This window comes from Marinobacter mobilis, from assembly GCF_900106945.1.
GTDB lineage: Bacteria > Pseudomonadota > Gammaproteobacteria > Pseudomonadales > Oleiphilaceae > Marinobacter > Marinobacter mobilis.
In genome coordinates, this window is the sequence record NZ_FNNE01000002.1 from 333,513 (window position 1) to 358,361 (window position 24,849).

18 protein-coding genes are annotated in these 24,849 nt (G+C 58.6%); 12 read left to right on the forward strand and 6 right to left on the reverse strand.

Annotated elements, in window-relative coordinates; all coding sequences use genetic code 11:
• Position 1 precedes the first annotated feature (1 nt).
• The 5 genes from BLV11_RS04110 to BLV11_RS04130 are packed head-to-tail and all read right to left on the reverse strand — an operon-like array spanning position 2 to position 6,392.
• A complete protein-coding gene (locus BLV11_RS04110; protein ID WP_091811683.1) occupies positions 2-835 on the reverse strand; it encodes an enoyl-CoA hydratase/isomerase family protein in 834 nt (277 codons plus the stop codon).
• 22 nt (positions 836-857) lie between these two features.
• Positions 858-2,015, reverse strand: coding sequence for a citronellyl-CoA dehydrogenase (gene atuD, locus BLV11_RS04115; RefSeq protein ID WP_091811684.1), 1,158 nt, complete (start codon positions 2,013-2,015; stop codon positions 858-860).
• A 50-nt stretch (positions 2,016-2,065) separates the two neighbouring features.
• On the reverse strand, positions 2,066-3,682 hold the full coding sequence (locus BLV11_RS04120; RefSeq protein WP_091811685.1) for an acyl-CoA carboxylase subunit beta: 1,617 nt from the start codon (positions 3,680-3,682) through the stop codon (positions 2,066-2,068).
• Positions 3,683-3,693: 11 nt separating this feature from the next.
• Positions 3,694-4,560, reverse strand: a complete 867-nt coding sequence (locus BLV11_RS04125) for an SDR family oxidoreductase (RefSeq protein WP_091811686.1) — start codon at positions 4,558-4,560, stop codon at positions 3,694-3,696.
• Positions 4,557-6,392, reverse strand: coding sequence for an acyclic terpene utilization AtuA family protein (locus BLV11_RS04130; RefSeq protein WP_091811687.1), 1,836 nt, complete (start codon positions 6,390-6,392; stop codon positions 4,557-4,559). Before BLV11_RS04130 ends, BLV11_RS04125 begins: the two co-directional genes overlap by 4 nt.
• A gap of 150 nt (positions 6,393-6,542) precedes the next feature.
• On the opposite strand from BLV11_RS04130, the gene BLV11_RS04135 reads away from it, so the two are divergent.
• The 10 genes from BLV11_RS04135 (at position 6,543) to BLV11_RS04180 (ending at position 20,601) form a co-directional block, all read left to right on the forward strand.
• A complete protein-coding gene (locus BLV11_RS04135) occupies positions 6,543-7,157 on the forward strand; it encodes a TetR/AcrR family transcriptional regulator (RefSeq protein WP_091811688.1) in 615 nt (204 codons plus the stop codon).
• A 288-nt stretch (positions 7,158-7,445) separates the two neighbouring features.
• Positions 7,446-8,510: a hypothetical protein gene (locus BLV11_RS04140; RefSeq protein ID WP_091811689.1), complete on the forward strand. Its 1,065-nt coding sequence runs from the start codon at positions 7,446-7,448 to the stop codon at positions 8,508-8,510.
• A gap of 60 nt (positions 8,511-8,570) precedes the next feature.
• A complete protein-coding gene (locus BLV11_RS04145) occupies positions 8,571-9,581 on the forward strand; it encodes a putative solute-binding protein (protein ID WP_091811690.1) in 1,011 nt (336 codons plus the stop codon).
• Positions 9,582-9,610: 29 nt separating this feature from the next.
• On the forward strand, positions 9,611-11,665 hold the full coding sequence (locus tag BLV11_RS04150) for a TRAP transporter large permease subunit (protein ID WP_091811691.1): 2,055 nt from the start codon (positions 9,611-9,613) through the stop codon (positions 11,663-11,665).
• Between the two features lie 185 nt (positions 11,666-11,850).
• Positions 11,851-14,532 (forward strand): S8 family serine peptidase, encoded by a 2,682-nt coding sequence (locus BLV11_RS04155; RefSeq protein ID WP_091811692.1) that lies wholly within the window; start codon positions 11,851-11,853, stop codon positions 14,530-14,532.
• Positions 14,532-15,032, forward strand: coding sequence for a protease complex subunit PrcB family protein (locus BLV11_RS04160; protein WP_091811693.1), 501 nt, complete (start codon positions 14,532-14,534; stop codon positions 15,030-15,032). The genes BLV11_RS04155 and BLV11_RS04160 overlap by 1 nt, the downstream gene beginning before the upstream one ends.
• Before the next feature lie 119 nt (positions 15,033-15,151).
• Entirely contained in the window at positions 15,152-17,047 is a 1,896-nt protein-coding gene (gene parE, locus BLV11_RS04165) for a DNA topoisomerase IV subunit B (protein ID WP_091811694.1), read from the forward strand.
• Between the two features lie 118 nt (positions 17,048-17,165).
• Positions 17,166-18,947 carry an SLC13 family permease gene (locus BLV11_RS04170; RefSeq protein ID WP_091811695.1) on the forward strand — a complete coding sequence of 594 codons (1,782 nt, stop codon included), beginning with the start codon at positions 17,166-17,168 and terminating at the stop codon, positions 18,945-18,947.
• Between the two features lie 435 nt (positions 18,948-19,382).
• Positions 19,383-19,937 carry a cytochrome b gene (locus BLV11_RS04175; protein ID WP_091811696.1) on the forward strand — a complete coding sequence of 185 codons (555 nt, stop codon included), beginning with the start codon at positions 19,383-19,385 and terminating at the stop codon, positions 19,935-19,937.
• A gap of 76 nt (positions 19,938-20,013) precedes the next feature.
• The gene (locus BLV11_RS04180; protein ID WP_091811697.1) at positions 20,014-20,601 is read left to right on the forward strand and encodes a YceI family protein; all 588 of its coding nucleotides are present in this window, start codon (positions 20,014-20,016) and stop codon (positions 20,599-20,601) included.
• 190 nt (positions 20,602-20,791) lie between these two features.
• On the opposite strand, the gene BLV11_RS04185 is transcribed toward BLV11_RS04180, so the two are convergent.
• Positions 20,792-20,995 carry a hypothetical protein gene (locus BLV11_RS04185; RefSeq protein WP_245725908.1) on the reverse strand — a complete coding sequence of 68 codons (204 nt, stop codon included), beginning with the start codon at positions 20,993-20,995 and terminating at the stop codon, positions 20,792-20,794.
• A gap of 335 nt (positions 20,996-21,330) precedes the next feature.
• Between BLV11_RS04185 and parC the strand changes: the two genes are divergently transcribed.
• Together parC and serB are read left to right on the forward strand one after the other, a co-directional pair.
• A complete protein-coding gene (gene parC, locus BLV11_RS04190) occupies positions 21,331-23,643 on the forward strand; it encodes a DNA topoisomerase IV subunit A (protein ID WP_091811699.1) in 2,313 nt (770 codons plus the stop codon).
• Positions 23,636-24,844, forward strand: coding sequence for a phosphoserine phosphatase SerB (gene serB / locus BLV11_RS04195; RefSeq protein ID WP_091811838.1), 1,209 nt, complete (start codon positions 23,636-23,638; stop codon positions 24,842-24,844). Before parC ends, serB begins: the two co-directional genes overlap by 8 nt.
• Positions 24,845-24,849 lie beyond the last annotated feature (5 nt).

A 24,849-nucleotide genomic window follows, 5' to 3' on the forward strand; every position in this document is an offset into this window, starting at 1 on the left:
CTCAATTATGCTCAGTGGCGTTAACTTCCGCCCAGGCCGGTGGTCGTTTCTGCACAAAGGCCATGGTGCCTTCTGAGCCCTCCGTTCCACGGACGGCCGCGGCGAACTGTGCGGCGGCATCATCCAGAAGCGTCGCCATGGGTTCCTTACCGACCCTGTGCAGTAATTGTTTTGTGGTTGCGGTGGCGTCGGGTGCGCAGTGGCGGACGCGATCCAGCGCGGAGGTGACAGCCGTTTCCAGCTTATTGGCCACGTCGCAGTACTGATGGATAAGCCCCAGTTGCCGGGCTTCCTCGCCTTTAACTTTTAGCCCCAGCAGGGCCAATCGCCGGGCCTGGGTCAGACCGATGCGTTCCACAACAAAGGGGGCAATCTGTGCCGGAATCACCCCCAGCCCGGTTTCTGGCAGGGCAAACGTAACGGTGGGCCCGCCAATTGCGACGTCGGTGACGCAGGCCAGACCGAAACCGCCTCCCATCACGGCACCTTCGAGCACGGCAATAATCACTTTGGAGGACTCGTTGACCTGCTGGATCATCTGGCCGAACGCCCGGTTGAGGCGGTAGAACGGATCCTGTTCGCCTTCTCCGGCCGGCTGGCTGCGGGCCCCAGCCATGTCCTTGATATCACCACCAGCACAGAAATGGCCTTCGGCACCGCGCAACACCACGGCCCGGATCGAGTTGTCGCTCTCAATCTGGCTGAATACGTTGGCCAGCTCCGCCACCATCGCCAGGCTCATGGCGTTGCGTGCCTGGGGCCGGTTCAGGGTCACGTGCAGGGCATGGCCCTGACGGACCAGGATCAGGGTCTTGCAATGGGGTAGTTCGGTCATCGGTATGTCCTCGGCCGCCGGTTTATTTGCGCTTGCCGGGCAGGATGCCCATGGTTTTACAGATAATACCGAGCATGATCTCGTCGGCACCGCCGCCAATGGACACCAGGCGCACGTCACGGTGGGCACGGGAAACCGGGTTGTCCCACATATAGCCCATACCGCCCCAGTACTGCAGGCAGCTGTCAGTGACTTCCCGGCCCAGGCGGCCGGCCTTGAGCTTGGCCATGGACGCGAGCTGGGTGACGTCTTTGCCTTTGATGTGCAGTTCGCAGGCTTTGTAGGTAAGCGCGCGCAGGGCCTCGATCTCGGTCTGTAGTTCAGCCATCCGGAAGTGGATAACCTGGTTGTCGATCAGCGGTTGGCCGAAGGTCTTGCGCTCACGGCAATACTCGATGGTTTTGCTGACGCAGCTTTCCAGTGCCTTGATGACGTTGGCCGACCCCCACATCCGCTCTTCCTGGAATTGCAGCATCTGCATCATGAACCCCATGCCTTCGGCACCGATCCGGTTGCGCTGGGGTACGCGGACGTCATCGAAGAACACCTGAGCGGTTTCCGACGAGCGCATGCCCAGCTTGTCGAGGTGGTTGCTGAAACTGATGCCGGGCGAGTTCATTGGCACCACGATCAGTGACTTGTTCTTGTGCACGGAGTCGTCGGAAGTATTGGCCAGCAGACAGATGAAGTCGGCTTTGGGAGAGTTGGTGATCCACATCTTGGAGCCGTTGATGATGTAGTCGTCGCCATCCTTTTTTGCGGTTGTCTTCAGACCAGCCACATCGGAGCCCGCACCTACCTCACTGACCCCGATACAGCCGACCATGTCGCCGGCGATGGCGGGCGTGAGAAAGTCGCGCTTCAGCTCATCGGAGCCAAAACGGGCGAGGGCGGGGGTACACATGTCGGTCTGAACGCCAATGGACAGGGGCACACCACCACACAGGGCGAGACCGAATTCCTCCGCAGCCACCAGGTTGTAGCTGTAATCCAGACCCATGCCGCCGTACTCTTCCGGCTTCTGGATCCCCAGCAGGCCAAGGTTGCCAAGCTTCTTGAACAGTTCGTGGATGGGGTATTCGCCGGCCTTCTCCCACTCATCACAGTAGGGGTTAATTTCCTTCTCGACGAAGTCGCGGACGGTCTTTCTCAGGGCGTTGTGTTCGGCAGTAAATTCCATGGTGGTCTCCGTGTATTTGTTGCTGATGCTGTTCTTGTCATTTGTGCCGGTCAGAGCCGTGCGACGCCGAATGAGTTGGGGCGTAACGGGCGGATCTCGGCTTCGCGGCAGACTGATAGTGCCAGGGCCAGCACTCTGCGGGTGTCGCGGGGATCAATCAGGCCGTCGTCCCACAGCCGGGCGGTGCCAAACAGGGCGGTGGAGCCGTCCTCCAGTTTCTTGGCGGTGGCCTGTTCCAGGAACGCCAGGGTTTTCTCGTCGGGTTCAACACCTGCTCTGCGCTGCTTGTCCTCGGCGACAATGCGCATGACCTTGCCTGCCTGGGCCGGTCCCATAACCGCAGTGCGGCTGTTGGGCCAGGCAAAGATAAAGCGGGGGTCGAGGCCGCGTCCGCACATGGCGTAGTTGCCAGCGCCGTAGGAACCACCGACCACCACCGCAAGCTTGGGTACCCGGCAGTTGGCCACCGCCTGGATCAGCTTGGAGCCGTGTTTGATGATGCCACTCTGCTCGGCATGGGTGCCGACCATGAAGCCCGTGGTGTTATGCAGGAACAGCAGGGGGGTGCCGGCCTGGTCGCAAAGCTGGATGAACTGCGCCGCCTTGACGGCACCTCCGGCGGTGATCGGGCCATTGTTTCCGATGATGCCGACAGCGTGGCCTTCAATACGGATGGTGCCGCACACCGTCTGGTCGTCGAGCTCGTTCTTGAAATCCATAAAGCGGGAGCCGTCAGCAATGCGGGCCAGGATCTCGCGAACGTCGTAGGGCCGCTTGGCATCAGCCGGTACTACGCCGATGAGTTCGTCCGGGGAGTGCAGCGGTTCATCCCAATGGAGTTGCCGGGTGGGCGGGAGCTGATCGTTCCAGGGCAGGGCGGCGAGAATGTTGCGGGCGTAACGAATGCCGTCGGCGTCGTCCTCTGCCAGGTATTCTGCGGTTCCGGCAACCTGGGCGTGCATTTCAGCGCCCCCCAGTTCTTCGTCCGTGGCGACCTCGCCGGTGGCGGCCTTGAGCAGGGGTGGCCCTGCCAGGAACATCTTGGCCTTGTTGCGTACGGCAATCACATAGTCAGACAGGCCGGGCTGATATGCGCCGCCTGCAGTGGCATTGCCGTGTACCACGGTCACCTGAGGGATACCCGCTGCGGACATGCGAGCCTGATTGGCAAAACCGCGGGCGCCCAGTACGAAGATGTCGGTGGCGTAATTGAGGTTGGCGCCGCCACTTTCTGAGAGCGACACCACCGGCAACTTGTTCTCCATGGCGATCTGCTGCAGGCGCAGGGTCTTGTCGAGACCGGCCGGGGTGATGGTGCCACCCTTAATGGCGCTGTTACTGGCGACCACCAGGCAGCGAATGCCGCTGACCATGCCGATCCCGGCTATGATGCCACCGCCGGCCATGGAGCCGTCTTTATCATCGTGCATTTTGTAGCCGGCCAGGGAACACAGCTCCAGAAACGGAGTGCCCTGGTCCAGCAGTCGGTTGATTCGGTCCCGGGGCAGTAACTTACCGCGTTTGGTGAACTTCTCACGTGCCGCCTCGGCCAGATCAAGGACCTTCTGTTCAACCTCGCGCCAGGTCTGGATATGGTTTTCCATCACTTCGCTGTTGGCGCGGAAGTCGTCGGATTGCGGGCTGAGTGTGCTTTCGATTACGTCCATTGGGCGGCTCCTCAGTTATCCTGCAGCACCTTGGGCACGCTGCTGCGATGGAAACCATCGTAAGGTTCGTTGTTTTTGGCGTTGGGCAGCGGCCAGATAGGTGATCCCTGGGATGCGGCCCCGTCAATGCGCAGGGTGTCGCCGCTGATAAACGCTGCGCCGGGGCTGAGCAGGAAACAGATCGCCGAGCTCACTTCGGCTTCGGTCCCCATACGCTTGCGAGGGATGTGGTTGGCGAGGTTGCGAATCCATTCCTTCATGGTTGTCGGGTAGTTGTCCATGCCGCTGGAGGCAATCCAGCCCGGGGCCACTGCGTTCACCCGAACGCCGGAGCCGCCCCATTCGTAAGCGGCGGTCTGGGTAAAGTTGACCATGCCGGCGCGGGCGGCGCCGGAGTGGCCCATGCCGGGCATGCCACCCCACATATCGGCAACAATATTGACGATGGATCCGCCGGTTTTTGACAGCGCCTGGCTGTAAGCCTCGCGGGCCATCAGGAATCCGCCGGTCAGGTTGGTACGAACCACGGTTTCCCAGCCCTTCTGGTTGATGCCGGTCAGGGGCGAAGCGAACTGTCCGCCGGCGTTGTTGACCAGGCCGTGCAGGCCGCCGTGCTCTTCGAGGATGGCCCTGACGGTGGCCTTGACGGCCTCTTCTTCACGAATATCGCAGACATGGGCAGTGGCGGTGCCGCCGTCTTCGGTGATTTCCGCTTTTACCGCCTCGACTTTCTCCACTTTGCGCCCCACCAAGGCCACCCGGGCCCCCAGCGATGCCAGTTCGTGTGCGGTGCAGCGACCGATGCCTGAGCCGCCGCCGGTAACAATAAAGGTCTGACCTTCAAACAGGCCGGGGCGCAGAACGGACTGGTAACTCATGACGTTTTTCCTGATGTTGAGTGGGAGTTGGCAGCAAGGACTGACGACGAAATGGCGATCGGCATGTCCAGCAGTTGTTGGGCGAACGCCTTGCCCTGAGGGTCAATGCGCAGACTGGCGACGCCACCGCCACCGAGACTGTGTGCCAGCAAAAAGTTAAAACCGTGAATGCCGGGCAGCGACCAGCGGGTCACGCGTCCGGTGTTTGGATCGAGGGTGTGAGCCATCCATTGTGCGACGGCGCTCTCGGTCAGGCTTGCGGCCAGATACGGCTCGAACTCCGGCTTACGCGCGATTACCCCAATATTGCTGTGGTCACCCTTATCGCCACTGCGAGCCCAGGCCAGCTCAATCAGCGGGACCGTGGTGTCAGTGGTAAGCGATGGGTTGTCCGGCTTTTCCGCAACCAGGGCCGACGGATCGAATTCACCTTGAGTATTGATCGCCACCGTCTGGCACGCTCCGTCCAGGTCGACGGAGACGGTCACCGCCGTTTTGGGCGCCAGGCAAGAGAACAGCCGGATCTTGGGCCAGACCGTTGGCCGGCCTCCGACGATGCCGGTCAGCCCGGGCGCCATGCCGGTGGCTGCCTGGGCGATCTCGCGGGAGAACAGCACCAGGGCATCCTTCTTCGGGTGTGCAACGCTGATCTTGACCACCACCTCGCGGCAGTCATTACCCCGGCCATGGGGGCCGTAGGTGGCTTCGGTTCCTAGCAGCTCGATGCTGGTTTCGGAGTAGGGCGGCAGGCCCCGCTGATCAAACATTCGGCCGGTTTTGGTCAGAATGGCATTCGCCACGCGGTCGCCTTTGGCTTTGGCATCCCTGCCGGCCAGCAGGAAGGTCACGGTGCACTTGAATCCGTCGGGCCAGGTGCCCGACACCTTATAGCTGTTGGTGGGTTGTTGGCCACGGGCGCCGCGGACCAGCACCTGGTTTGTACCGGTTTCCTCAAGGGTGACCCGGGTAAAGTCGCAGCTGACGTCGGGCAGCAGATAGGCGCGGGGGTCACCGATTTCATAGACCAACTGCTCCGCGACAGTGCCTCGGGTGACCTGGCCGCCGGTCTGTTCCGGCTTCGTGATGAGGAAGTCGCCCGAAGCGCTGACCTCGGCAATGGGGAATCCCATATCGTCATATCCGTCGGCCACGTCCTGCCAGTCGGTGAAATTACCGCCGGTCGATTGAGCGCCGCATTCCAGCAAGTGCCCGGCCAGACTGCCCTGGGCGAGTCGGTCGTAATCGTCCCAGGCCCAGCCGAATTCATGAACCAGCGGCGCCAGCACCAGGGCGCTGTCGGCGACCCGGCCCGTGATCACAATATCTGCACCCTGTTCCAGCGCTGCGACCAGTCCCGGCGCACCCAGGTAGGCATTCATGCTCACCATCAGCGGTGGCATCGAAGCGCCGGTGTCCAGCTCGGTTATGCCGGCTTCAGCCAAGGCTGACTTCTGAGGTAGCAGGTCGTCACCCAGTACCAGGGCAATCTTCAGGTCCACACCGGCTTTTTTACACAGGGCCTGTAAGGCATCGCGGCAGGCCGCAGGATTGACGCCGCCGGCATTGCTCAGCACCCGAACACCGTTGGCTTTTATGTCGGTGAGAAGCGGCGCCATCACGGTCTTGACGAAATCGCTGGCATAGCCGGCGGCAGGGTCTTTCATCTTCTGACCCGCCATGATCGACATGGTGATTTCAGCGAGGTAGTCCGCCACCAGGTAGTCGAGATTGCCTTTGTCGATCAGTTGGCGTGCCGCGGTTTCGGTGTCGCCCCAGAATGCCGCGGAGCATCCAATGCGGATGGCGCGGTGATTGGGTTGTTGGTCTGCCATGACGAATCCTGTTGGTGGTGCGCTGCTTTTTATGGTGAGGGGCAGTCGCGGTTGAGGTCATGAAGTGACGATACCAAGCAAGCGCTTGGTTTGTAAATAGGGGCAAACGGGATAGAATGGGCCATTATTGGCAAACAACCGGAAAATCCAGTGAATCAAGAAGCCATATTGAAGTCTCTTGTTGCCGACCAGTGTGTATCTGATCCGGCCAGCGCCCGCGGCCGATTGCTGAAGGAAGCCGCCCGGCTGTTTCGGGATAAAGGGTACGAACGGACGACGGTGCGGGACCTGGCCGCCGCCGTCGGTATCCAGTCGGGTAGCCTGTTCCACCATTTTCGTTCCAAGGAAAAGATCCTTGAGGCGGTGATGGTTGAAACCATCCTCCTGAACACGGCGATCATGAGGTCGGCGGTTGAGGAAGCGGGCAGCAGCAGGGACAAACTGCGAGCGCTCATCCGGGCGGAGCTGGAGTCTGTCATCGGACAGACGGGCGAAGCGATGGCTGTTCTGGTGTATGAGTGGCGGAGCCTGTCAGAAGAGTCGCAGGCCAAGGTGTTGGCTTTGCGTGATATTTACGAGCAGCTTTGGCTGGACGTTCTGGCCGCCCTTAAAGAGGAAGGGGTGTTGTTGGCGGATCCCTTTATTGTGCGACGATTGCTCACCGGTGCGTTGAGCTGGACGGTGACCTGGTACCGTGAGGGGCGGGGTATGGACTTGAGTGAATTGACCGAGCAGGTTATGGCTACCCTGGGATTAATGGATTGACTGAGGTGACACTTTGTTTGAAACAGATGTACCACCTCTGGCATTTTGTTAATTTCATGTAAATCAATGGACTACCTTCATTTCCGGGCGTCTGCAAGGGACCATTGGCCTGATCGGCATGATTTTCGGGCAATAGAGCCATGTTTGTTTTGCGACGTTCGTCGCATTCTTCGTCTTGAAAAAAGTGAAACCGGAAAGCGGTCGGCAACGTGTCATATATAGACTAAAGTGGCATGCTTCCGTGAAGCATTACGGATTCAATAAAAACAAAAGACTACAGGGCGAATTATGACTTCCTCCTTGTTTAACACGAGCAAAATCCTGCGAAACCTGAAAGGCAAGCTGCTCACCATTTCTGCGTTGGCACTGCTGGCTGGCTGTCAGGCCAACCCTATCTACACCACGACGGGCGTTGTTCTGTCCAATTACGCGGAAGGGGAGGCTACCCCTTACGTCCTGCAAATGACTGATACCCGTATGGCCTGCAGCCTCGGGGAAAGTCTTGATCCCTTGCTGTATTCCTTCTCCCGAGTGACTTCGGCTCCGGATGCCACAGGTGCAATGCTGATGCTGCTGGCGGCTAACTGCAGTGAGCAACAGGCCTGGGAAGAGGAGCTGCGTTACCTGCGTGCCGATCACCAGGGCAATGTCAGTGCTGCAAAAGATGCTCGTGAGAGCATGAAACGTCTCAATGCTGAAGTGGCCAAGCGGCGCTACCTGGCGTTCCAGCGCGCAATGCGGGCTTACGACTACGACCCCAATGAGGCAGATGCGGAATGTCCGTTCCTGTATGAGGATCAGGACGAACTGACCTTTATGGTTGGTCTGGTCACTGGCATGCAGGCCATTGTCAACGATGCCAACTCGGGCTCGATGGCTGGGGTTCCCCGCAATATCGCCCCACAGGCAGAGCGTGCGGCTCAGTGTCTCGACAATGAAAAGTGGGCCGGGCTGCCCAACGCAATCCGTGCCCTTGTGTGGCTGTTGATCCCGGATACCCAGCCGGCACTGGCGCCTGATCCCTGGAGAGTTTTCGACGACAGCGCCCGACTGGGTGTTGAAGGCGGTATTCGTATCTCCATGGCATTGCAGGCAGTTGCCGCTGAGACCTTTGGTCGCCCGGATGTTCTGGAAGCGACTCTCAAGCGCTTCGTCGAGTCTGAAAGCACCTTTGAGGTCGATGAAAATTATCCCTTGGTGGACGCTATCGCCGGTGAGGTGTTGATGTTCTCCTCGGATAAGTACTGGACGGCGAATTATGGCTACCGTACGCCAGCGCGTTTCTTTGGTCAGCTGAGCGAAGAGCGGGCAGGCGAGGATACGCCGGTCATGAGCCTGGACGACCTGCTTTAAAGCAGGTCGCATCCCCTATTACTGAGTTAACAAACATAAAAAATGACCCGGAGGTCTAACATGTTTCGTAAATCCCTTGCAGCGTTGACACTTTCTCTGGCCGCCCCGATGGTAGCTGCCGAACCTGTAAAAATGTGTGTGTTTGACGTTATCGGTGCCAATGGCGACGTCTTCAACATGGTCAAGGACTACGCCCTGGAGATGAAAAGCCACGGTGTCGACTTTGATTTGCGTCCATACACCGACGAAGGTGTAGCGGTCGGTGATTTCAACTCCGGTCAATGTGATGTCGTAGCTGCCACCGACCTGCGTACCCGTCCTTTTAACCGGTTTACCGGCAGTATCAGTGCGGTAGGTGCTATTCCGAACTACGACGACCTGCGTACTGTGCTGGCTACCCTTGCTCAGGAGCGCGCCGCGCCGCTGATGAAGGAAAACGGTTACGAAGTTCTCGGTATTGTTCCGGTCGGTGCTGGTTACCTCTTTGTTAACGATCGTTCGATCGACACGGCGGGTGAATTGGCCGGCAAGCGAATGGCGACTCTGGACTACCAGAAAGATGCGATTCACATGGTGAACTATGTGAAGGCCACGGTTGTACCGTCCGACATCACCAACTTTGCCGGCAAGTTCAACAACGGTTCTGTTGATACCGCCTACGCCCCTGCGTTCGCCTACGAGGCTCTGGAGCTGTACAAGGGCATCGGCGACAACGGTGGTATCGTAGCCTACCCGCTGGCCCAGCTGACGATTCAGATCATCGCCAAGGATGATGTGTTTGACGACGCACTGGCGCAGGCCTCCCGTGAAGTGGCCTGGGGCATGTATGGGCAGGCGATGGACCTGATTAACCGCTTGGAGCAGGCGATTCCGGAGGAGAAGTGGATCCGTATCGCTCCGGCCGAAATCGAGGGCTACCAGGAAATGTTCCGTGAGAACCGTCTGCAGCTGCGTGACGGTACCGGTGGTGCTGAGCAGGTCTACAGCGAGAAGATGATGGGCCTGTTGGCTAACATCCGTTGCGCCAGTAATCCGGGTGCTTCCGAGTGTACTGCTGGTAACCGCGAATAACGCCCTGACCCTCTCAAGGACTGACGCTCATGATTACTCGTGTCTTGTCGTCAGCAAGGACTGTTTCCACCCTATACCCCGTGCATCGTCTGCACGGGGTTGTCCTGCTGATGCTTCTGCTTTTCACTTTGCTTCTCGGAATGGGGAACTCCCTGCACTCGCGCCTGCTTTGGGTGGGGGAGCAAACCTGGCCTAATTACTATCTGCTGGATCCGGCTGCCGTCGCCCCTGACTGTGAGCTATCCATGGATGTGGAGGCCGAAGTTCAGCGCCGTCTGGCGGCTTACCAGCCAGATCCAAACGATCTGTTCAGTACGCCCCCGAATCCGGAAGCCCTGCGTCAGTCCCTGCAGCGGAATCTCGCCATGTGCGAGCAAAAATTCCAGATCTACGAGAACAATCAGAAGCACGCCACTCCGGCGCTGGCTGTCTTCAAAGCTGTTGAGCAGGGCTTCGCCCGCTTCCTGCTCGATAACATTGATCTGATGAAGTTCCTGTTCATGGGCATGTTTGCCATGGCAGCAGCCATTTCGGCTTTGGATGCCGATCATATTTCCCTGCGCCTGCCCCACAACCGCTCCGAGTGGCGTTTGAACCAGGGCGTTCAGTTTGCCGTCAATGGTTTGATGGTGCTGTCGCTGCAATCCTACGTCGGCAAGCTGGCGGTGGCGCCGGACTCTGACGATCTTATTCTGATGCAGAATGCCTGGAGTCTGGTGTTCGGCCTATTCATGCTGATCAATGTCATCCGTTTCCTGTGGATTCCTGAGCGCATCAAACCGGGCAGTCTCAATGCCTCGTCGCCGCTGGTGGTGCCGCTGTATTGCACCATGGGCCTGATCGCGATGAGTTACTTCTTCTTCGTCGATGGCTATAACTCTGGTCTGGCGATCTACTTCGGCATGATGAGTAACCTGTCTTCAATGTTCATCAATATCGGCCTCTATGTGCTGGTGGGGATGGCGTTGAAACAGACTCGGGTACCTGAGCTGCTGATCAATGTGATTAAGCCGTTCCAGCTTCCTGCGCCGATGCTTGCGTCGGTCATGATTTTCGCCACCGCGTTCCCAACCGCCTTTACCGGTGCGTCGGGTATCTTCATCCTTGCGGTCGGTGGCGTGGTGTATGACGAATTGCGCCGGGCTGGTGCGGGGCGTCAGCTGTCGCTGGCGACGACCGCGATGTCGGGCAGCCTGGGTGTGGTGCTTAATCCGTGCCTGCTGATTGTTGTGGTTGCGGCCCTGAACAAGGAAGTAACGACCTCAGAAATGTACGGTTGGGGTATCTGGGTATTCCTGATGTCCGCGACGCTGTTTTCGTTCATTGTCTGCAAGACCGAGGGTAACTGGAAACCGCGTCCGGTACCGGGTGCTTTCCGTGAGGCGGTGGCCCAGCTCAAGCCGCTGATCCCCTACGGCCTTGTTGCCGGTGGTGTAATCTTTGCGGTCTGGCTGATTCTGGGGCTGGGCTTCAATGAATACAGTGCACCGATGATTCTGCCACTGGTCATGCTGGCCCTGGTGTTCCTGGATGCCGGCAAGGATAACCGTGACGAGGGAGTTTCCCGTTCCAAGGCGTTCTGGACTCGCAGCACCTCAGCAGCCAGTGACTCAGCCGTTCACATTGGTGCGCTGCTGGCTCTGATCGGCTTCTCGATTTGCCTTGGTGGTATTCTGGAACGCTCGGATATTATGCATGTTGTCTTCCCGGAGACCCTCGACAGCCCATGGCTGGCGATGCTGGTGGTGGTGTTCATGTTGACCTTCATCGGTATGGTGATGGATCCATTTGGTGCGGTCATCCTGGTGTCGGCAACCATTGCTCAGGCTGCTATCAGCATGGGTATTGATCCGCTGCACTTCTGGATCGTTTGTCTGGTCGCGTTTGAGCTTGGCTACCTGTCACCGCCTGTGGCCCTGAATCACCTGCTCACCCGACAGGTCGTGGGTGAAACAGAGGTGTTGGCCGCCGATCGTACCGGCTCGTTCTGGCAACGTTATGAGCGCCTGTTGCTGCCGCTGGTTGTGATGGCGACGACATTGCTGCTGGTCGCGTTTGTTCCGATGCTGTTCTACGCCCTGTAAGCGCATCGATGTTGACCAAAACCGCCGGTAAGTGGGAACTTTCCGGCGGTTTTTTTATCTTCATTTGCAATGCCTGGCGGATAATGACGCTATTCTTTGATATAGAGTGAAACGTCCTGCCAATGGAATATCGGTTCCGGTAGGCGGCTGATTGCGAGTCCCGGTGCCTGGGTGCCTCCGGGCTAATGGAAGCAGTAGAAGGCTTTGAAATGGGTTTCAGACAGTTAGGATTACGCTTCGGCGTCGCAGTGGTAGCTATGGGTCTTGGGGCCTGCAGTGGTGGCGGTAGTTCCTCCAGTGAGGTCAACAACGATGCGTTGAGTGGCACGATCACCATTGAAAGCCGGACCCGGGTTGATTCCGACACTGCCGACGACAGCCGGGTGGGTGCTGCGGTCTCCAATAATTCTCCAGCAGAAGCGCAGTTATTACCGGAATCGGGTGTCGTCGGGGGTTACCTCAGTGCTTTCTCCGGTACCTATCCCCGTTCAAGTTCCTCTGACCCGGTGTTCAACTTCAGTGCTGATGACACGGATGTCTTTCTGGTTCAGCTCAGCGACGGCGACAGGGTAAGCCTGCAAACCTTCGCCTCGACCGCGGTTGATCCTGTCGTCAGCATGACCATTGCCGAGCCTGGCGGCCTCGATGTTTGTGGCGTGGACTGCCTGGGTACGCCACCGTTCACTCATGTCATGAGTATTGCGGGTTCCGACCCGGTAACCCACCTGATTACGGTGTCCGCTGAAGGCGGTGGTCCTTTTCGGTATGTGTTGACCATTACGGCCCGCAACTCGGCCAGTGTCAGCCATCTGGAGTTTGATCAGCCAGAGCTTGTGCCTGATCAGGCGGTTATTGTGATGGCGGCCGGAACGCAAGGTAGTGAAGCTCAGCTTCGTGGGCTTTCATCCTCCCTTGCCGGCGCCGGATTGAGAAACCTGGGCGGGGGCATGTGGCGGGCGTCTCAAACGCCGGCTGCGATCGCCCGCCCTTACAGTGACCAGGAACGTCCGGAGGCCAGTCGGCAGACCCTGCAATGGATTGAATCCTTGCGCGAGCTACCCGGAGTGGCTTCAGCAGAGCCTGACTGGGTGGTGCGGAGCCTGGCGGTGACCCCGGATGATGACGGTCTATACAGTCTGCAATGGAATCTTCCGCTGATCAGCGTGCCCGTGGCATGGCTGGCAACGCCTGCTGCCGGGGCCGGTGTGGGGGTTGCCGTGATGGATACCGGGATTTTCAGCAGCCAACCGCTTACCTATGGCAACTGGCACCCTGACCTGAATGGCAACGTGCTGTCTTATACCGGACAGATTGTCGATTTTGTCTCCGGAGAGCTGGATAACGATCAGGAAGACGTTGGGCTACGGGATGACAACCCGGCGGACCCAGGCAGCGATTCGATTCAGAGCAGCAGTTTTCATGGCTCTCATGTCGCCGGTATTGCGGCGGCGGTGGATAACACCCAGGGCATCGTAGGCGTGGCTCCGGAAGCGACGGTTTACCCGGTACGGGTGCTCGGGCGCAATGGCGAGGGGTCACTGTCAGACCTGCTTGCAGCGATTAACTGGGCCACTGCGCAGCCAGGTATTGATGTGATCAACCTGAGCCTTGGCGGGCTGCCTCGTAATGACACCCTGGAAAGCGCCATCAATCAGGCGTACGACCAGGGTAAGCTGATTGTCGCAGCGGCAGGAAACGAGGGGACGGACACACTCACCTATCCGGCGGCCTATAATCGTGTCGTCGGTGTGGGAGCCGTGGATGCCGGGCGTGTCCGGGCTTCCTACTCCAATATTGGTGGTTCGGTCGATCTGGTGGCGCCCGGTGGGGATGCCAGTCGCGACGGTAACGGGGATGGCAACTCCGACCTGATTGTCAGTGCCTGGGGGAGCAAAGCCAGTGGCAACTACGTGCCAGCCTATGCGGGCTTGCAGGGAACGTCCATGGCCGCTCCTCACGTATCGGGTGTCTATGCGCTGATGAAAGGCGCTGCTGACCAGGCGGGGCGGAGTCTGGGCCCCGGTGATTTCTTTGCCCTGATGAATGCCGGCTCCATCACTGATGATGTGGGCAACATCACCGAATACGGTGCCGGTCTGATCAACGCAATCAAGGGCGTAGACGCCGCGCTGGATGGCAATGTGCCTACAGTGCTGGCCGCGTCACCATCGGCCCTGCAGTTTTCCGACCTCCAACCCCGGCAAGTGCTTGAGCTGATGACCTATCCTGAGAGCCAGACGGTCACCATCGACAGTGTGGGCAGTCTGCCGTCCTGGCTGAGTCTGAGCCCGATGCCGCAGGCAGGCTCGGCGCCCCCGGCGCAGGTGGCGGTCTCGGTGGACGTCGACCAGCTCGATCTGGAAAGCAGTTATGCCGCTGATATTGTGCTGACTTATACCGGCAGTGCCTCTGGCCAGAAACTGTCTGTTCCGGTCACGGTGCTGCGCCAGGATGAACAGGAGCAGCGTAACGCCGGCCGCCATTATGTCCTGCTGGTGGATCAGCAGAGTAACGATGGCAGTGCTGCTGCCCAGGCTGTTGTGGAGGTCCGTGATGGCTTGTATCACTTTGCGTTCAGCGAGGTAGAGCCAGGGAATTACCTGCTGGTAGCGGGTTCCGATCTGGATAATAACGGCAATATCTGTGAGACCGGCGAAGCCTGTGCTGAATACCCGGTAATCGGGCTGCCAGAGCCCATTTCCCTGGGTATTGCGCCGGTTTCCGGCGTCACTATGACGACCAGTTTCCGACGCCCAACCCTGTCTCAGCTTGGTGGCCCTCGTTATGGTTTCTCGGGCTACCGGGTCAAATCCGAAGGCGATCATGATGTCGACGGCGTTCGCCATTACGCCGGAGAGGCTCAATAATGACTTTACGTATCGTATTCCCCCGGGCCGCGGTCATGGTGTCGCTGGCGACGTTCCTGCTCACCGGTTGCGCCACCCAACGCGAAGCTACTGCAAGCGGCGCTCCGCTGGCTCGTCAGGTGACCGCCTCCGAACACTGCGGGCTGACGGCGCCAGGACTGGTTTACCTGGCGTCTGCCGATGAGGTTCGGGCGCTGTCCGGGTTGCCTGCACAGACGATCAACCTGAGTGCCCTCACGGCGCTCGATTTCAGTCGAGAACATTTGTTGCTTGTGGCGCTTGGTCAGCGCAGCACCGGTGGCCACGGGTTGACCCTGGCGGATTCCGAACAGCAGGGCGGCACACTACAGTTGGAAATGGACGTACATCGTCCCGCCCCCGATGCGATGGTGACTCAGGTGATGACCACACCCTGCACTGCGTTGGCAGTCACGGCCAGCGGTTGGCGCACGGTAACGGTGCATGGCGAGGGTTTGCCAACCCTGAGTCGCAGCCGTTAAATGCCCCGCCAGCTTTCTTGCGGGCGGCAGGCAAAACAACCGTTGATCTTTCCCGTTGATTCCCTAAGCTATGGGGCTTCTGAACAAGTTCTCAAAGCCCTTGGAGCCGTGCCTCTTCTATGAGCCAGAAACAATACAACGCTGATGCCATTGAAGTCCTGAGTGGTTTGGATCCGGTCCGCAAGCGCCCGGGTATGTACACTGAAACCAGTCGCCCTAACCACCTCGCACAGGAAGTCATTGATAACAGTGTCGATGAGGCGTTGGCGGGACATGCTCGGCGTATTGATGTGGTGTTGCACAGTGATGGTTCTCTCAGCGTGGAGGACGATGGTCGCGGCATGCCAGTGGACATTCACGCCGAAGAAGGCGTGCCGGGTGTTGAGCTGATTCTGACGCGCTTGCATGCAGGCGGGAAATTTTCTGAAGGCAACTACAGTTTTTCCGGCGGCCTGCATGGGGTAGGGGTATCGGTGGTCAATGCGTTGTCCACAACTCTGGAAGTGCGTATCAAGCGGGATGGCCAGTTGCACCGTATGACCTTTGCCAATGGCGAGAAGGCTTCGGACCTGGAAGTGATTGATACCGTCGGCAAGCGCAACACGGGCACCCGGGTCCACTTTTTGCCCGACGCGTCCTACTTCGACAGCCCGAAATTTTCTGTCAGCCGGCTACGCCACAACCTGCGGGCCAAGGCGGTGTTGTGCCCAGGTCTGACGGTGACTTTCCTGCAGGAGGCAACCGGCGACAAGGACGAGTGGTTCTACGAGGATGGCCTGCGCGATTACCTGCGCAGCGCACTGGCGGATATTGAAGCGGTGCCTCTGGACCCGTTCACCGGCAATTTCTCCGGCAATACTGAAGAGGTGGACTGGGCGCTGCAGTGGCTGCCTGAAGGGGGCGAGGCGGTCGTTGAGAGCTATGTCAACCTGATTCCCACGGCCCAGGGCGGGACCCATGTGAATGGGTTGCGGACCGGGCTGCTGGAAGCCATGCGCGAATTCTGTGAGTTCCGGAATTTGCTGCCGCGGGGTGTCAAGCTGTCGCCGGAGGATGTCTGGGACCGCTGCAGCTATGTGCTGTCGTTCAAAATGCAGGACCCCCAGTTCTCGGGACAGACCAAGGAACGGCTGTCTTCCAGGGAAGCGGCGGCGTTTGTCTCCGGTGTGGTCAAGGACGCGTTCAGTCTGTGGCTGAACCAGCATACCGATGTGGCCGAAGTCCTGGCAGAACTGTTTATCAGCAACGCCCAGCGCCGTTTGCGGGCCAGTAAGAAAGTGGCCCGCAAAAAGGTGACCTCCGGACCGGCATTGCCGGGCAAGCTGGCGGACTGTTCCGGTGCCGATACCAACCGTTCGGAGCTGTTTCTGGTGGAAGGGGACTCGGCGGGAGGCTCTGCCAAGCAGGCTCGTGACCGGGAGTTCCAGGCGGTGATGCCGCTGCGAGGCAAGATCCTCAACACCTGGGAGGTGGATTCCGGCGAAATCCTGGCTTCTCAGGAAGTCCATGATATTGCGGTGGCCATTGGGGTGGATCCGGCGTCCGATGATCTCGCCGGACTCCGTTACAACAAGATCTGTATCCTCGCCGATGCTGACTCCGACGGGCTGCATATTGCAACTCTGTTGTGCGCCCTGTTCGTCAAGCACTTCCGCCCCCTGGTAGCGGCGGGACATGTATTTGTGGCCATGCCGCCGCTGTACCGGGTGGATCTGGGCAAGGAAACCTTCTATGCCCTGGATGAGCATGAAAAACAGGGCATCCTCGACCGGCTGGAGGCGGAGAAGCGCCGTGGCAAGATTCAAGTGACCCGCTTCAAGGGGCTGGGTGAGATGAATCCGCTGCAGTTGCGCGAAACCACCATGGCGCCCGATACCCGACGTCTGGTCATGCTGACCCTGGAAGAAGGTGATGAGACCGATGAGCGCATGGACATGCTGCTGGGTAAGAAACGCGCGGCCGATCGCAAGGTCTGGCTGGAGAGCAACGGCAACCTGGCGGACCTCACGGTGTAAAGAATAAGCCGCCTGCAAAGGCGGCTTATTCTTTTAAGCGATTTAAAAATTATTCTTTATTCTTTCTAATAATCTGCTGCCTCCGATATTCTTCCGGTTTTAATGGTAGGACCGTCGAATGGATTGGCAGGGCTGGTTTGCACTGAGTCTCGCGGGGCTCGCACTGTTGCTGATGAGTATTGGTCGTTTTGGCCCGCATCTGGTGATGCTGGCCGTGATGGTCATTCTCAGTGCGACCGGCATTATTGATTCCGCTCAGGCGTTGTCCGGCTTCAGCAACAGTGGCTTGATCACTGTGGTTGCCATGTTTGTCGTGGCCGCTGGAATCCACCATTCCGGTGGCGTTGATCTGGTGGTTCATTATCTGCTGCGTAATCCGAAGAGCGTTCGTTCAGCGCAGGCCCGGATTGCTTTACCGGTTTCCCTGCTGAGCGGCTTCCTCAACAACACCCCGGTGGTTGCCACCATGATACCGGCGGTGCACGCCTGGTCCCGAAAGATCGGTATCTCGCCGTCCAAACTGATGATCCCCCTCAGTTACTCCGCTATTCTGGGCGGTACCCTGACGTTGATTGGGACCAGCACCAACCTGGTGGTGAACGGTCAATATCAGACCCTGACCGGGAGTGCGGGCTTTTCTGTGTTTTCCATCACCGCGGTGGGCCTGCCGGTAGCTGTGATAGGTCTGGGCATCATGTTGCTGTTCCTGCCGCGGTTGTTGCCGGAACGCAAGGACCAGCAGAAATTCGGTTCAATGCGGGAGTTTACCCTGGAAGTGGCCGTCGCTTTCGATGGCCCGCTGGTGGGCAAATCGGTGGGTGAGGCTGGCTTGCGGGAACTGGAGCAACTCTATCTGGTGGAGATTGAGCGAGACGGCAGCGTGGTAACCGCGGTGCCGTCGGAAGAACGCCTGCGTGGCGGTGACCGTCTGGTTTTCGCTGGTGACACCCAGGCCATTTCCGACCTGTTGCGGATCAACGGTATCGTGCCGTCGGTGCACGACGATGAACCCAGTCTCAGCCAGGACCGGGCTGAACGCTGCCTGGTGGAGGCGGCACTGTCGCCGCAGTCCGAAGTGTTGGGACTGACCATTCGTGATGCCCGTTTCCGTGACCGCTATGGTGCCGTGGTGCTTGCGGTTGCCCGGGGCGGCGAGCGGGTTTCCGGCAATCTCGGCAATATCCGGCTCAAGCCGGGGGATGTCCTGTTGCTGGAGGCTCGGCCTGCGTTTGTGAGCCGTCAGCGTTACAACAAGGACTTTCTGTTGATCAACGACCTGGATACGGAAACCCCGCGCCATGATCGGGCTTACGTATCCTGGGCGATTCTGTTGGTGCTGGTGGGGGCGGCGGCGCTGGGTGCCCTGAGTATGCTGAATGCGGCGTTGCTGGGGGCGGCGCTGATGATCATCACCGGATGCTGCTCAGTAGGTCAGGCTCAGAAGGCGGTGGATGTGCCGGTGGTACTCACCATTGCCTCGTCGTTCGCGTTGGGGGCGGCGCTGGATGCGACCGGTGCGGCCGGATTCCTGGCAAGAGAGATTCTGGATGTCAGTACCGGTCATCCACTGCTGACCCTGCTGCTGATCTACCTGGTGGTGTCGATCCTCACTGAAGTCATTACCAATAACGCGGCGGCGGTGCTGGTGGTACCGATTGTACTGTCAATGACCGCCTCCATGGGGGTTCCGGCGGAGCCCTTCATCATCGCGGTGATGATGGCTGCGTCAGCCAGTTTTGCAACGCCTCTGGGCTATCAGACGAATATGATGGTGTTCGGCCCTGGTGGCTACCGGTTCATGGATTTTGTGCGCGTGGGGGTTCCGTTCAACCTGATCATCGGTCTGGTGACGGTGGCGGTCATTGGCGTGGTTTACGACATTCCCTTCAACGGCCACTGATAGCCTGGGAATAGGGCTGGCGTGTTCGGTGGAGGAGCGTTCAGGCCGCCGTCAGGCGCGATAAACGTATGCTGATGGCGGCCTGAAGGCAGACTGCCAACCTTGAAGGTTGGCAGTGCTGGGAATCAGTTGTTGCTTGGAACAACGACGCGTTCGTCGAATTCGATTTCCATGGTCACTCCTTGCTTCTGTCTGGTGGGCCGCTAATGGTTGCCTATTCTACTGGTTTCGTTTTTTTCAACTATCCGTATAAGCCGTATGCGACCAAAGCCTAGAAGGCCCGGTGAGCACGTTCGGCCTCTTTTTCTCTTCATCAGAAAATCTGATCTTTCTCTCCAAAACTTTCCGTTTTTAAATTCAGCGGGGCCGGTCTAGACTCGTCGCCAATGTTCAATTTTTCCGCCCCAACGCCCGGGGTTCAGAGTCTGGAGAGTCATGGAACTGCGATCTACCCATTCACGCTACGGGCTTGCCCAGATAGCGATGCACTGGCTGGTGGCCATCACCGTTTTCGGCTTGTTTTTTCTCGGCGATTACATGGTTGACCTGGGTTACTACGACCCCTGGTATCGTAGCGCCCCACATGTGCACAAGAGCATCGGATTGTTGTTGCTGCTGCTGATGGTCGTTCGGCTGGTGTGGCGCTGGCTGAACCCTGCGCCCGCTCCGTTAGCCAGCCATCGGCAATGGGAGGTGAAGCTGGCTCACATTGCTCACGCTGTGCTCTACCTGCTGATCTTTACGGGGCTGGTTAGCGGCTATCTGATCTCAACGGCGGACGGGTCGTCTATTGCAGTCTTTGACTGGTTCGAGGTTCCGTCAGTGACCGGGCAGGTCAAGCAACTGGAAGAGCTTGCAGGTAAGGTTCATCGCTGGTGCGCCTGGTCCCTGGTGGGGCTCGCCGTGCTGCATGCCCTGGCCGCGATCAAACATCATGTTGTTGATCGTGATGAAACTTTGCGGCGGATGCTCGGTCTATCCGCACGCTAACGGAACTATGGGGGAGTTTCCCTCTGCCAAATCGAGCCTTTCAGGCACTACCCGGTAACTAACCAAGGAGATGATCATGAAAAAGCAATTGTTGGCGTCTGCTGTCGCGCTGTCTCTGGCCTCGACCAGCGCCTTCGCCGAGAGCGGCAGCGGTAGCTACAAGTTTGATGACCAGGGTGAACATCAGTTCATCATGTTCAAGATTTCACACCTGGGCTATAGCTGGCTCTACGGCCGCTTCAATGAATTTACCGGCGAGTTCAATTACAACGCTGAGAGTCCCGAAGCCAGCTCCGTGTCGGTGTCTATTGACACCGACAGCGTCGATTCCAATCATGCCGAGCGGGACAAGCATCTGCGCAGTGAAGATTTCCTGTTTGTGGATGAGTTCCCTCAGGCAACCTTTACCAGTAAGCGGATCGTTCTGGACGATGATAACGGCGAAGCCGAGATCATTGGTGATCTGACGCTGCGTGGTGTCACCCGTGAGGTGACCCTGGAGGCTGAACTGCTTGGCCACGGTGATGATCCCTGGGGCGGCTACCGCATGGGATTCGAGGCAGAAACCGAGTTGCGTCTGGCAGACTTTGGTATTCCGATGAATCTGGGGCCCGCCTCAGAAAAGGTGGAAATGATTATCTCCGTTGAAGGTGTTCGCCAGTAAATCGGCGAGGCTCCCCGGCTGGCACAAAGCTGCTGGCCGGGGTCCGAAGTTTGCCCGTAGGCACTCGCTTTACGGGCTCTTGTTCCAACGGGTACTTGTATTTGTGACCACAGTATCGAGCGGGACAATTCACCGGGCCGGTAAGGGCTGGATGATGGTTTGGGTTTAAGGCTTGGAAGGGTTGGTGAGGTCAGTGTTTGCAGGCGCGGCAGAGATGGCGCTGGCGCAGGAACTGGGCGACGAATACCACCAGGCACACCAGCAGCCCGGCCCAAAGGTACGGCTCTGTGATATGCAGGGTGCCGCTCACGCCGAACTCAACCAGCAGCATCAGGGCGAAGGCCAGAACGCCATTGATCAGTGCTGTCAGCAGCGCCTTGGAACAGGCTTTCATGGTTGGGCTCATAGTATCTTCTCGAAATGCCTCGGGGGTCCTTCAGGAGCCGTAGACGGCTGGAATCAGATCCATTGAGGATGTGGAGCGAGAATACGGCCATGGCTGCACGGGCTCCATTCGTGAATTCCGCTATTGGAAATCTGCCGGACGAGGCTTTTTCTCGGGCATGTCAGAGCCAAAACACGGTACAACCCTTGACGCCAGCCGCGTGATCTGAAGTTTTCCCAACAATATATAAGGTTGGTGTAACCGTCACTGCGTCCATATAATGGTCGGCCAAGTGTGCCGCTGCAGGCGGTGAAGGGAAATCATTTCAGTCACAAGAGGCATTCATGCCAGAGTTCCAGACGACGGATGAAGGTTTTGAGCGTGTATCGCTGAAAGAATACACCGAGAAGGCCTACCTCGATTATTCCATGTACGTCATTCTCGACCGGGCCCTGCCCAATGTTGGTGACGGTTTGAAGCCGGTCCAGCGGCGTATTGTTTACGCCATGTCAGAGCTGGGCCTGAAATCAACCGCTAAGTACAAGAAATCTGCACGAACCGTGGGTGATGTGTTGGGTAAGTTCCACCCTCACGGCGACAGTGCCTGCTACGAAGCCATGGTGCTGATGGCTCAGCCGTTCTCGTACCGCTATCCGCTGGTGGACGGCCAGGGCAACTGGGGGTCGCCGGACGATCCCAAGTCCTTCGCGGCCATGCGTTACACCGAATCCCGTCTGACTCCATTTGCCGATGTTCTGCTCAGTGAGTTGGGTCAGGGAACGGTGGACTGGGTGCCCAATTTTGATGGCACGATGGACGAGCCGTCTATTTTGCCGGCCCGCCTCCCTCATGTGCTGCTCAACGGTACTACCGGCATCGCCGTGGGTATGGCGACCGACATTCCTCCCCATAACGTGCGTGAAGTGACGGCTGCCTGCATTCGCCTCCTTGATGCGCCGGAGTCGACCGTTGCCGAGCTCTGTGAACACGTTAAGGGTCCGGACTTCCCGACCCGGGCGGAAATCATTACCCCCCGCCACGATTTGCTCAAGATGTATGAAACCGGGCGAGGTTCGCTGCGTATGCGAGCGCGCTGGATTAATGAATCCGGAGAGATCGTGGTGACCGATTTGCCGCACCAGGTGTCCGGTAACAAGGTGCTTGAGCAGATCGCCCAGCAGATGCAGGCCAAAAAGCTGCCAATGGTGGCTGACCTGCGGGATGAATCTGATCACGAAAACCCGACCCGCCTGGTGATCGTGCCGCGTTCCAATCGGGTGGATCTGGAGGGTCTGATGGCCCACCTGTTTGCCAGTACGGACCTGGAACGGACCTATCGGGTGAACGTGAATGTCATCGGTAATGATGGCCGTCCCGGGGTCAAGGATCTGCGGACTTTGCTGGGTGAGTGGCTGAGCTATCGCCGGGTGACCGTACGTCGGCGCTTGCAGTACCGTCTCGATAAGGTGCTGTCGCGGCTGCATATCCTTGAGGGTCTGTTGATTGCCTACCTCAATATTGACGAGGTGATCGACATTATCCGCAACGAGGACAAGCCGAAAGCGGAACTGATGGCCCGTTTTGGGCTGTCGCCCGATCAGGCCGAGGCGATCCTTGAACTCAAGTTACGTCATCTGGCCAAGCTTGAGGAAATGAAGATCCGTGGCGAGCAGGATGAGCTGGCTCAGGAGCGGGACGAACTGCAATCCATTCTGGGTTCCGAAGAACGTTTGCGTGACCTCATCAAGTCCGAGCTACAGGCCGATGCGGAAACCTATGGCGATGACCGTCGTTCGCCCATTGTGGAGCGAGACGAGGCGCGGGCCTTCAGTGAAGCGGACCTGGTGTCCAATGATCCGGTCACTGTCGTACTGTCGGAAAAGGGGTGGGTTCGGGCCGCAAAAGGTCATGACATCGACCCTGAAGGGCTCAGTTACAAGTCCGGCGACAAGTTTGCCCTGGCGGCACGCGGTCGCAACAGTCAGCCGGCGATCTTCCTTGATTCCACCGGGCGGGCCTATGCCTTGATGGCGCATTCTTTTCCGTCAGCGCGGGGGCAGGGCGAACCGCTCACGGGCCGGATTAATCCGATTTCCGGTGCAACCTTTGCTGGCTTGCTGATGGGTGAGCCTGGCCAGAAGGTCCTGCTGGTGACCGATGGAGGCTATGGTTTTGTTACCTCTCTGGGCGACATGATCAGCAAGAACCGTAACGGTAAGGCGGTGGTTTCCGTACCCAAGGGCGCGTACATCATGCCGCCGGTCTTGGTGCCTGCTGAGTCGGCATCCCAGTACCTTGCCGCCATTTCCAACGAAGGCCGGATGCTGGTGTTCCCGTTGAGCGAATTGCCGGAACTCTCCAAGGGCAAGGGCAACAAGATCATCAGTATCCCTTCGGCCCGGGTGATGAACCGGGAAGAGTTCGTCGTCGCCACCGCCGTGTTCAGTGACCAGGATTATCTGGAGATCAGGGCGGGCAAGCGCAAGATGGGACTCAAGTTCAGTGATCTCGAGCACTATCTGGGCGAACGTGGCCGGCGCGGCCATAAATTACCCCGCGGCCTGCAGCGGGTGGACGGTATAGAAGTTGTCAGAGCAGCCGGCCCTGAGCTGGATGGTGACGATGTGAATGCAGAGGAGCAAGGCAGCGGTGAGTGAGCTTGTCCTGATCAACGTATCCGGGCGCGATAAGCCCGGACTGACCTCGGAAATTACCGGGATCATGGGGCGTTATGATGTCCGGATTCTGGATATTGGCCAGGCTGTGATCCACGATCACCTGACCTGGGGAATTCTTGCCGAGATTCCGGACGAGGCCAATGCGCCCCCGGTGATCCGTGACCTGATGTTCCGCTTGCACTCTCTTGACCTGCAGGTGCGGTTTGCTCCGATCACGGTCGAGGAATACCAGCAGTGGGCTGAGGGTCGCAACCGGGCCCGTTACATCGTTACCCTGCTGTCGCGGGACATCAAGGCTGAGCAGATTGCACGGGTATCGGCCATTACCGCACGCCATGGTCTGAATATTGACAATATTACCCGGCTGTCGGGGCGTCCGTCGCTGGACCCGAGTGCGAACCGGATAGCGTGCCTGGAATTTTCCGTTCGTGGTACGCCGTCTGATTTGGCTCAGCTGCGATCCGATTTTCTCCACATCGCTGCTGAAATGAACGTCGACATCGCCTTCCAGGAAGATTCCATCTATCGCCGGAACCGCCGTCTGGTGGTGTTTGATATGGATTCCACGCTGATTGAGGCCGAGGTGATTGATGAGTTGGCCCGTGAGGCGGGTGTCGGTGATCAAGTGGCTGAAATCACCGAGCGGGCGATGCAGGGCGAGCTCGACTTCGGCCAGAGCTTTGCAGAGCGGCTGGCGCTGCTTAAGGGGCTGGATGAGTCGGTGCTGGAAGGCATTGCGGCTCGCCTGAAGATGACCGAAGGGGCCGAACATCTGATCAGCCGCCTCAAGTCTCTGGGCTATCGCACCGCAATCCTGTCCGGTGGCTTCACCTATTTTGCCCGGCACCTGCAGAACAGGCTGGGTATTGATTATGTCCACGCTAATGAGCTGGAGATCGTTGACGGTAAAGCCACGGGCCAAGTGTCAGGCGCAATCGTGGATGGCAAGCGCAAGGCCCAGCTGTTGCTGGAAATTGCCGAGAAGGAGCATATCTCCCGCGAGCAGGTTATTGCCGTCGGTGATGGCGCTAACGACTTGCCGATGCTGAGTCAGGCCGGTCTTGGCGTTGCGTTTCGTGCCAAGCCACTGGTGAAGGAGTCAGCCCGTCACTCGATCTCGACTCTGGGGCTGGATGCAATTCTGTACTTGATCGGATTCCGCGAAAGCGAAAACCGTTAAGCGGG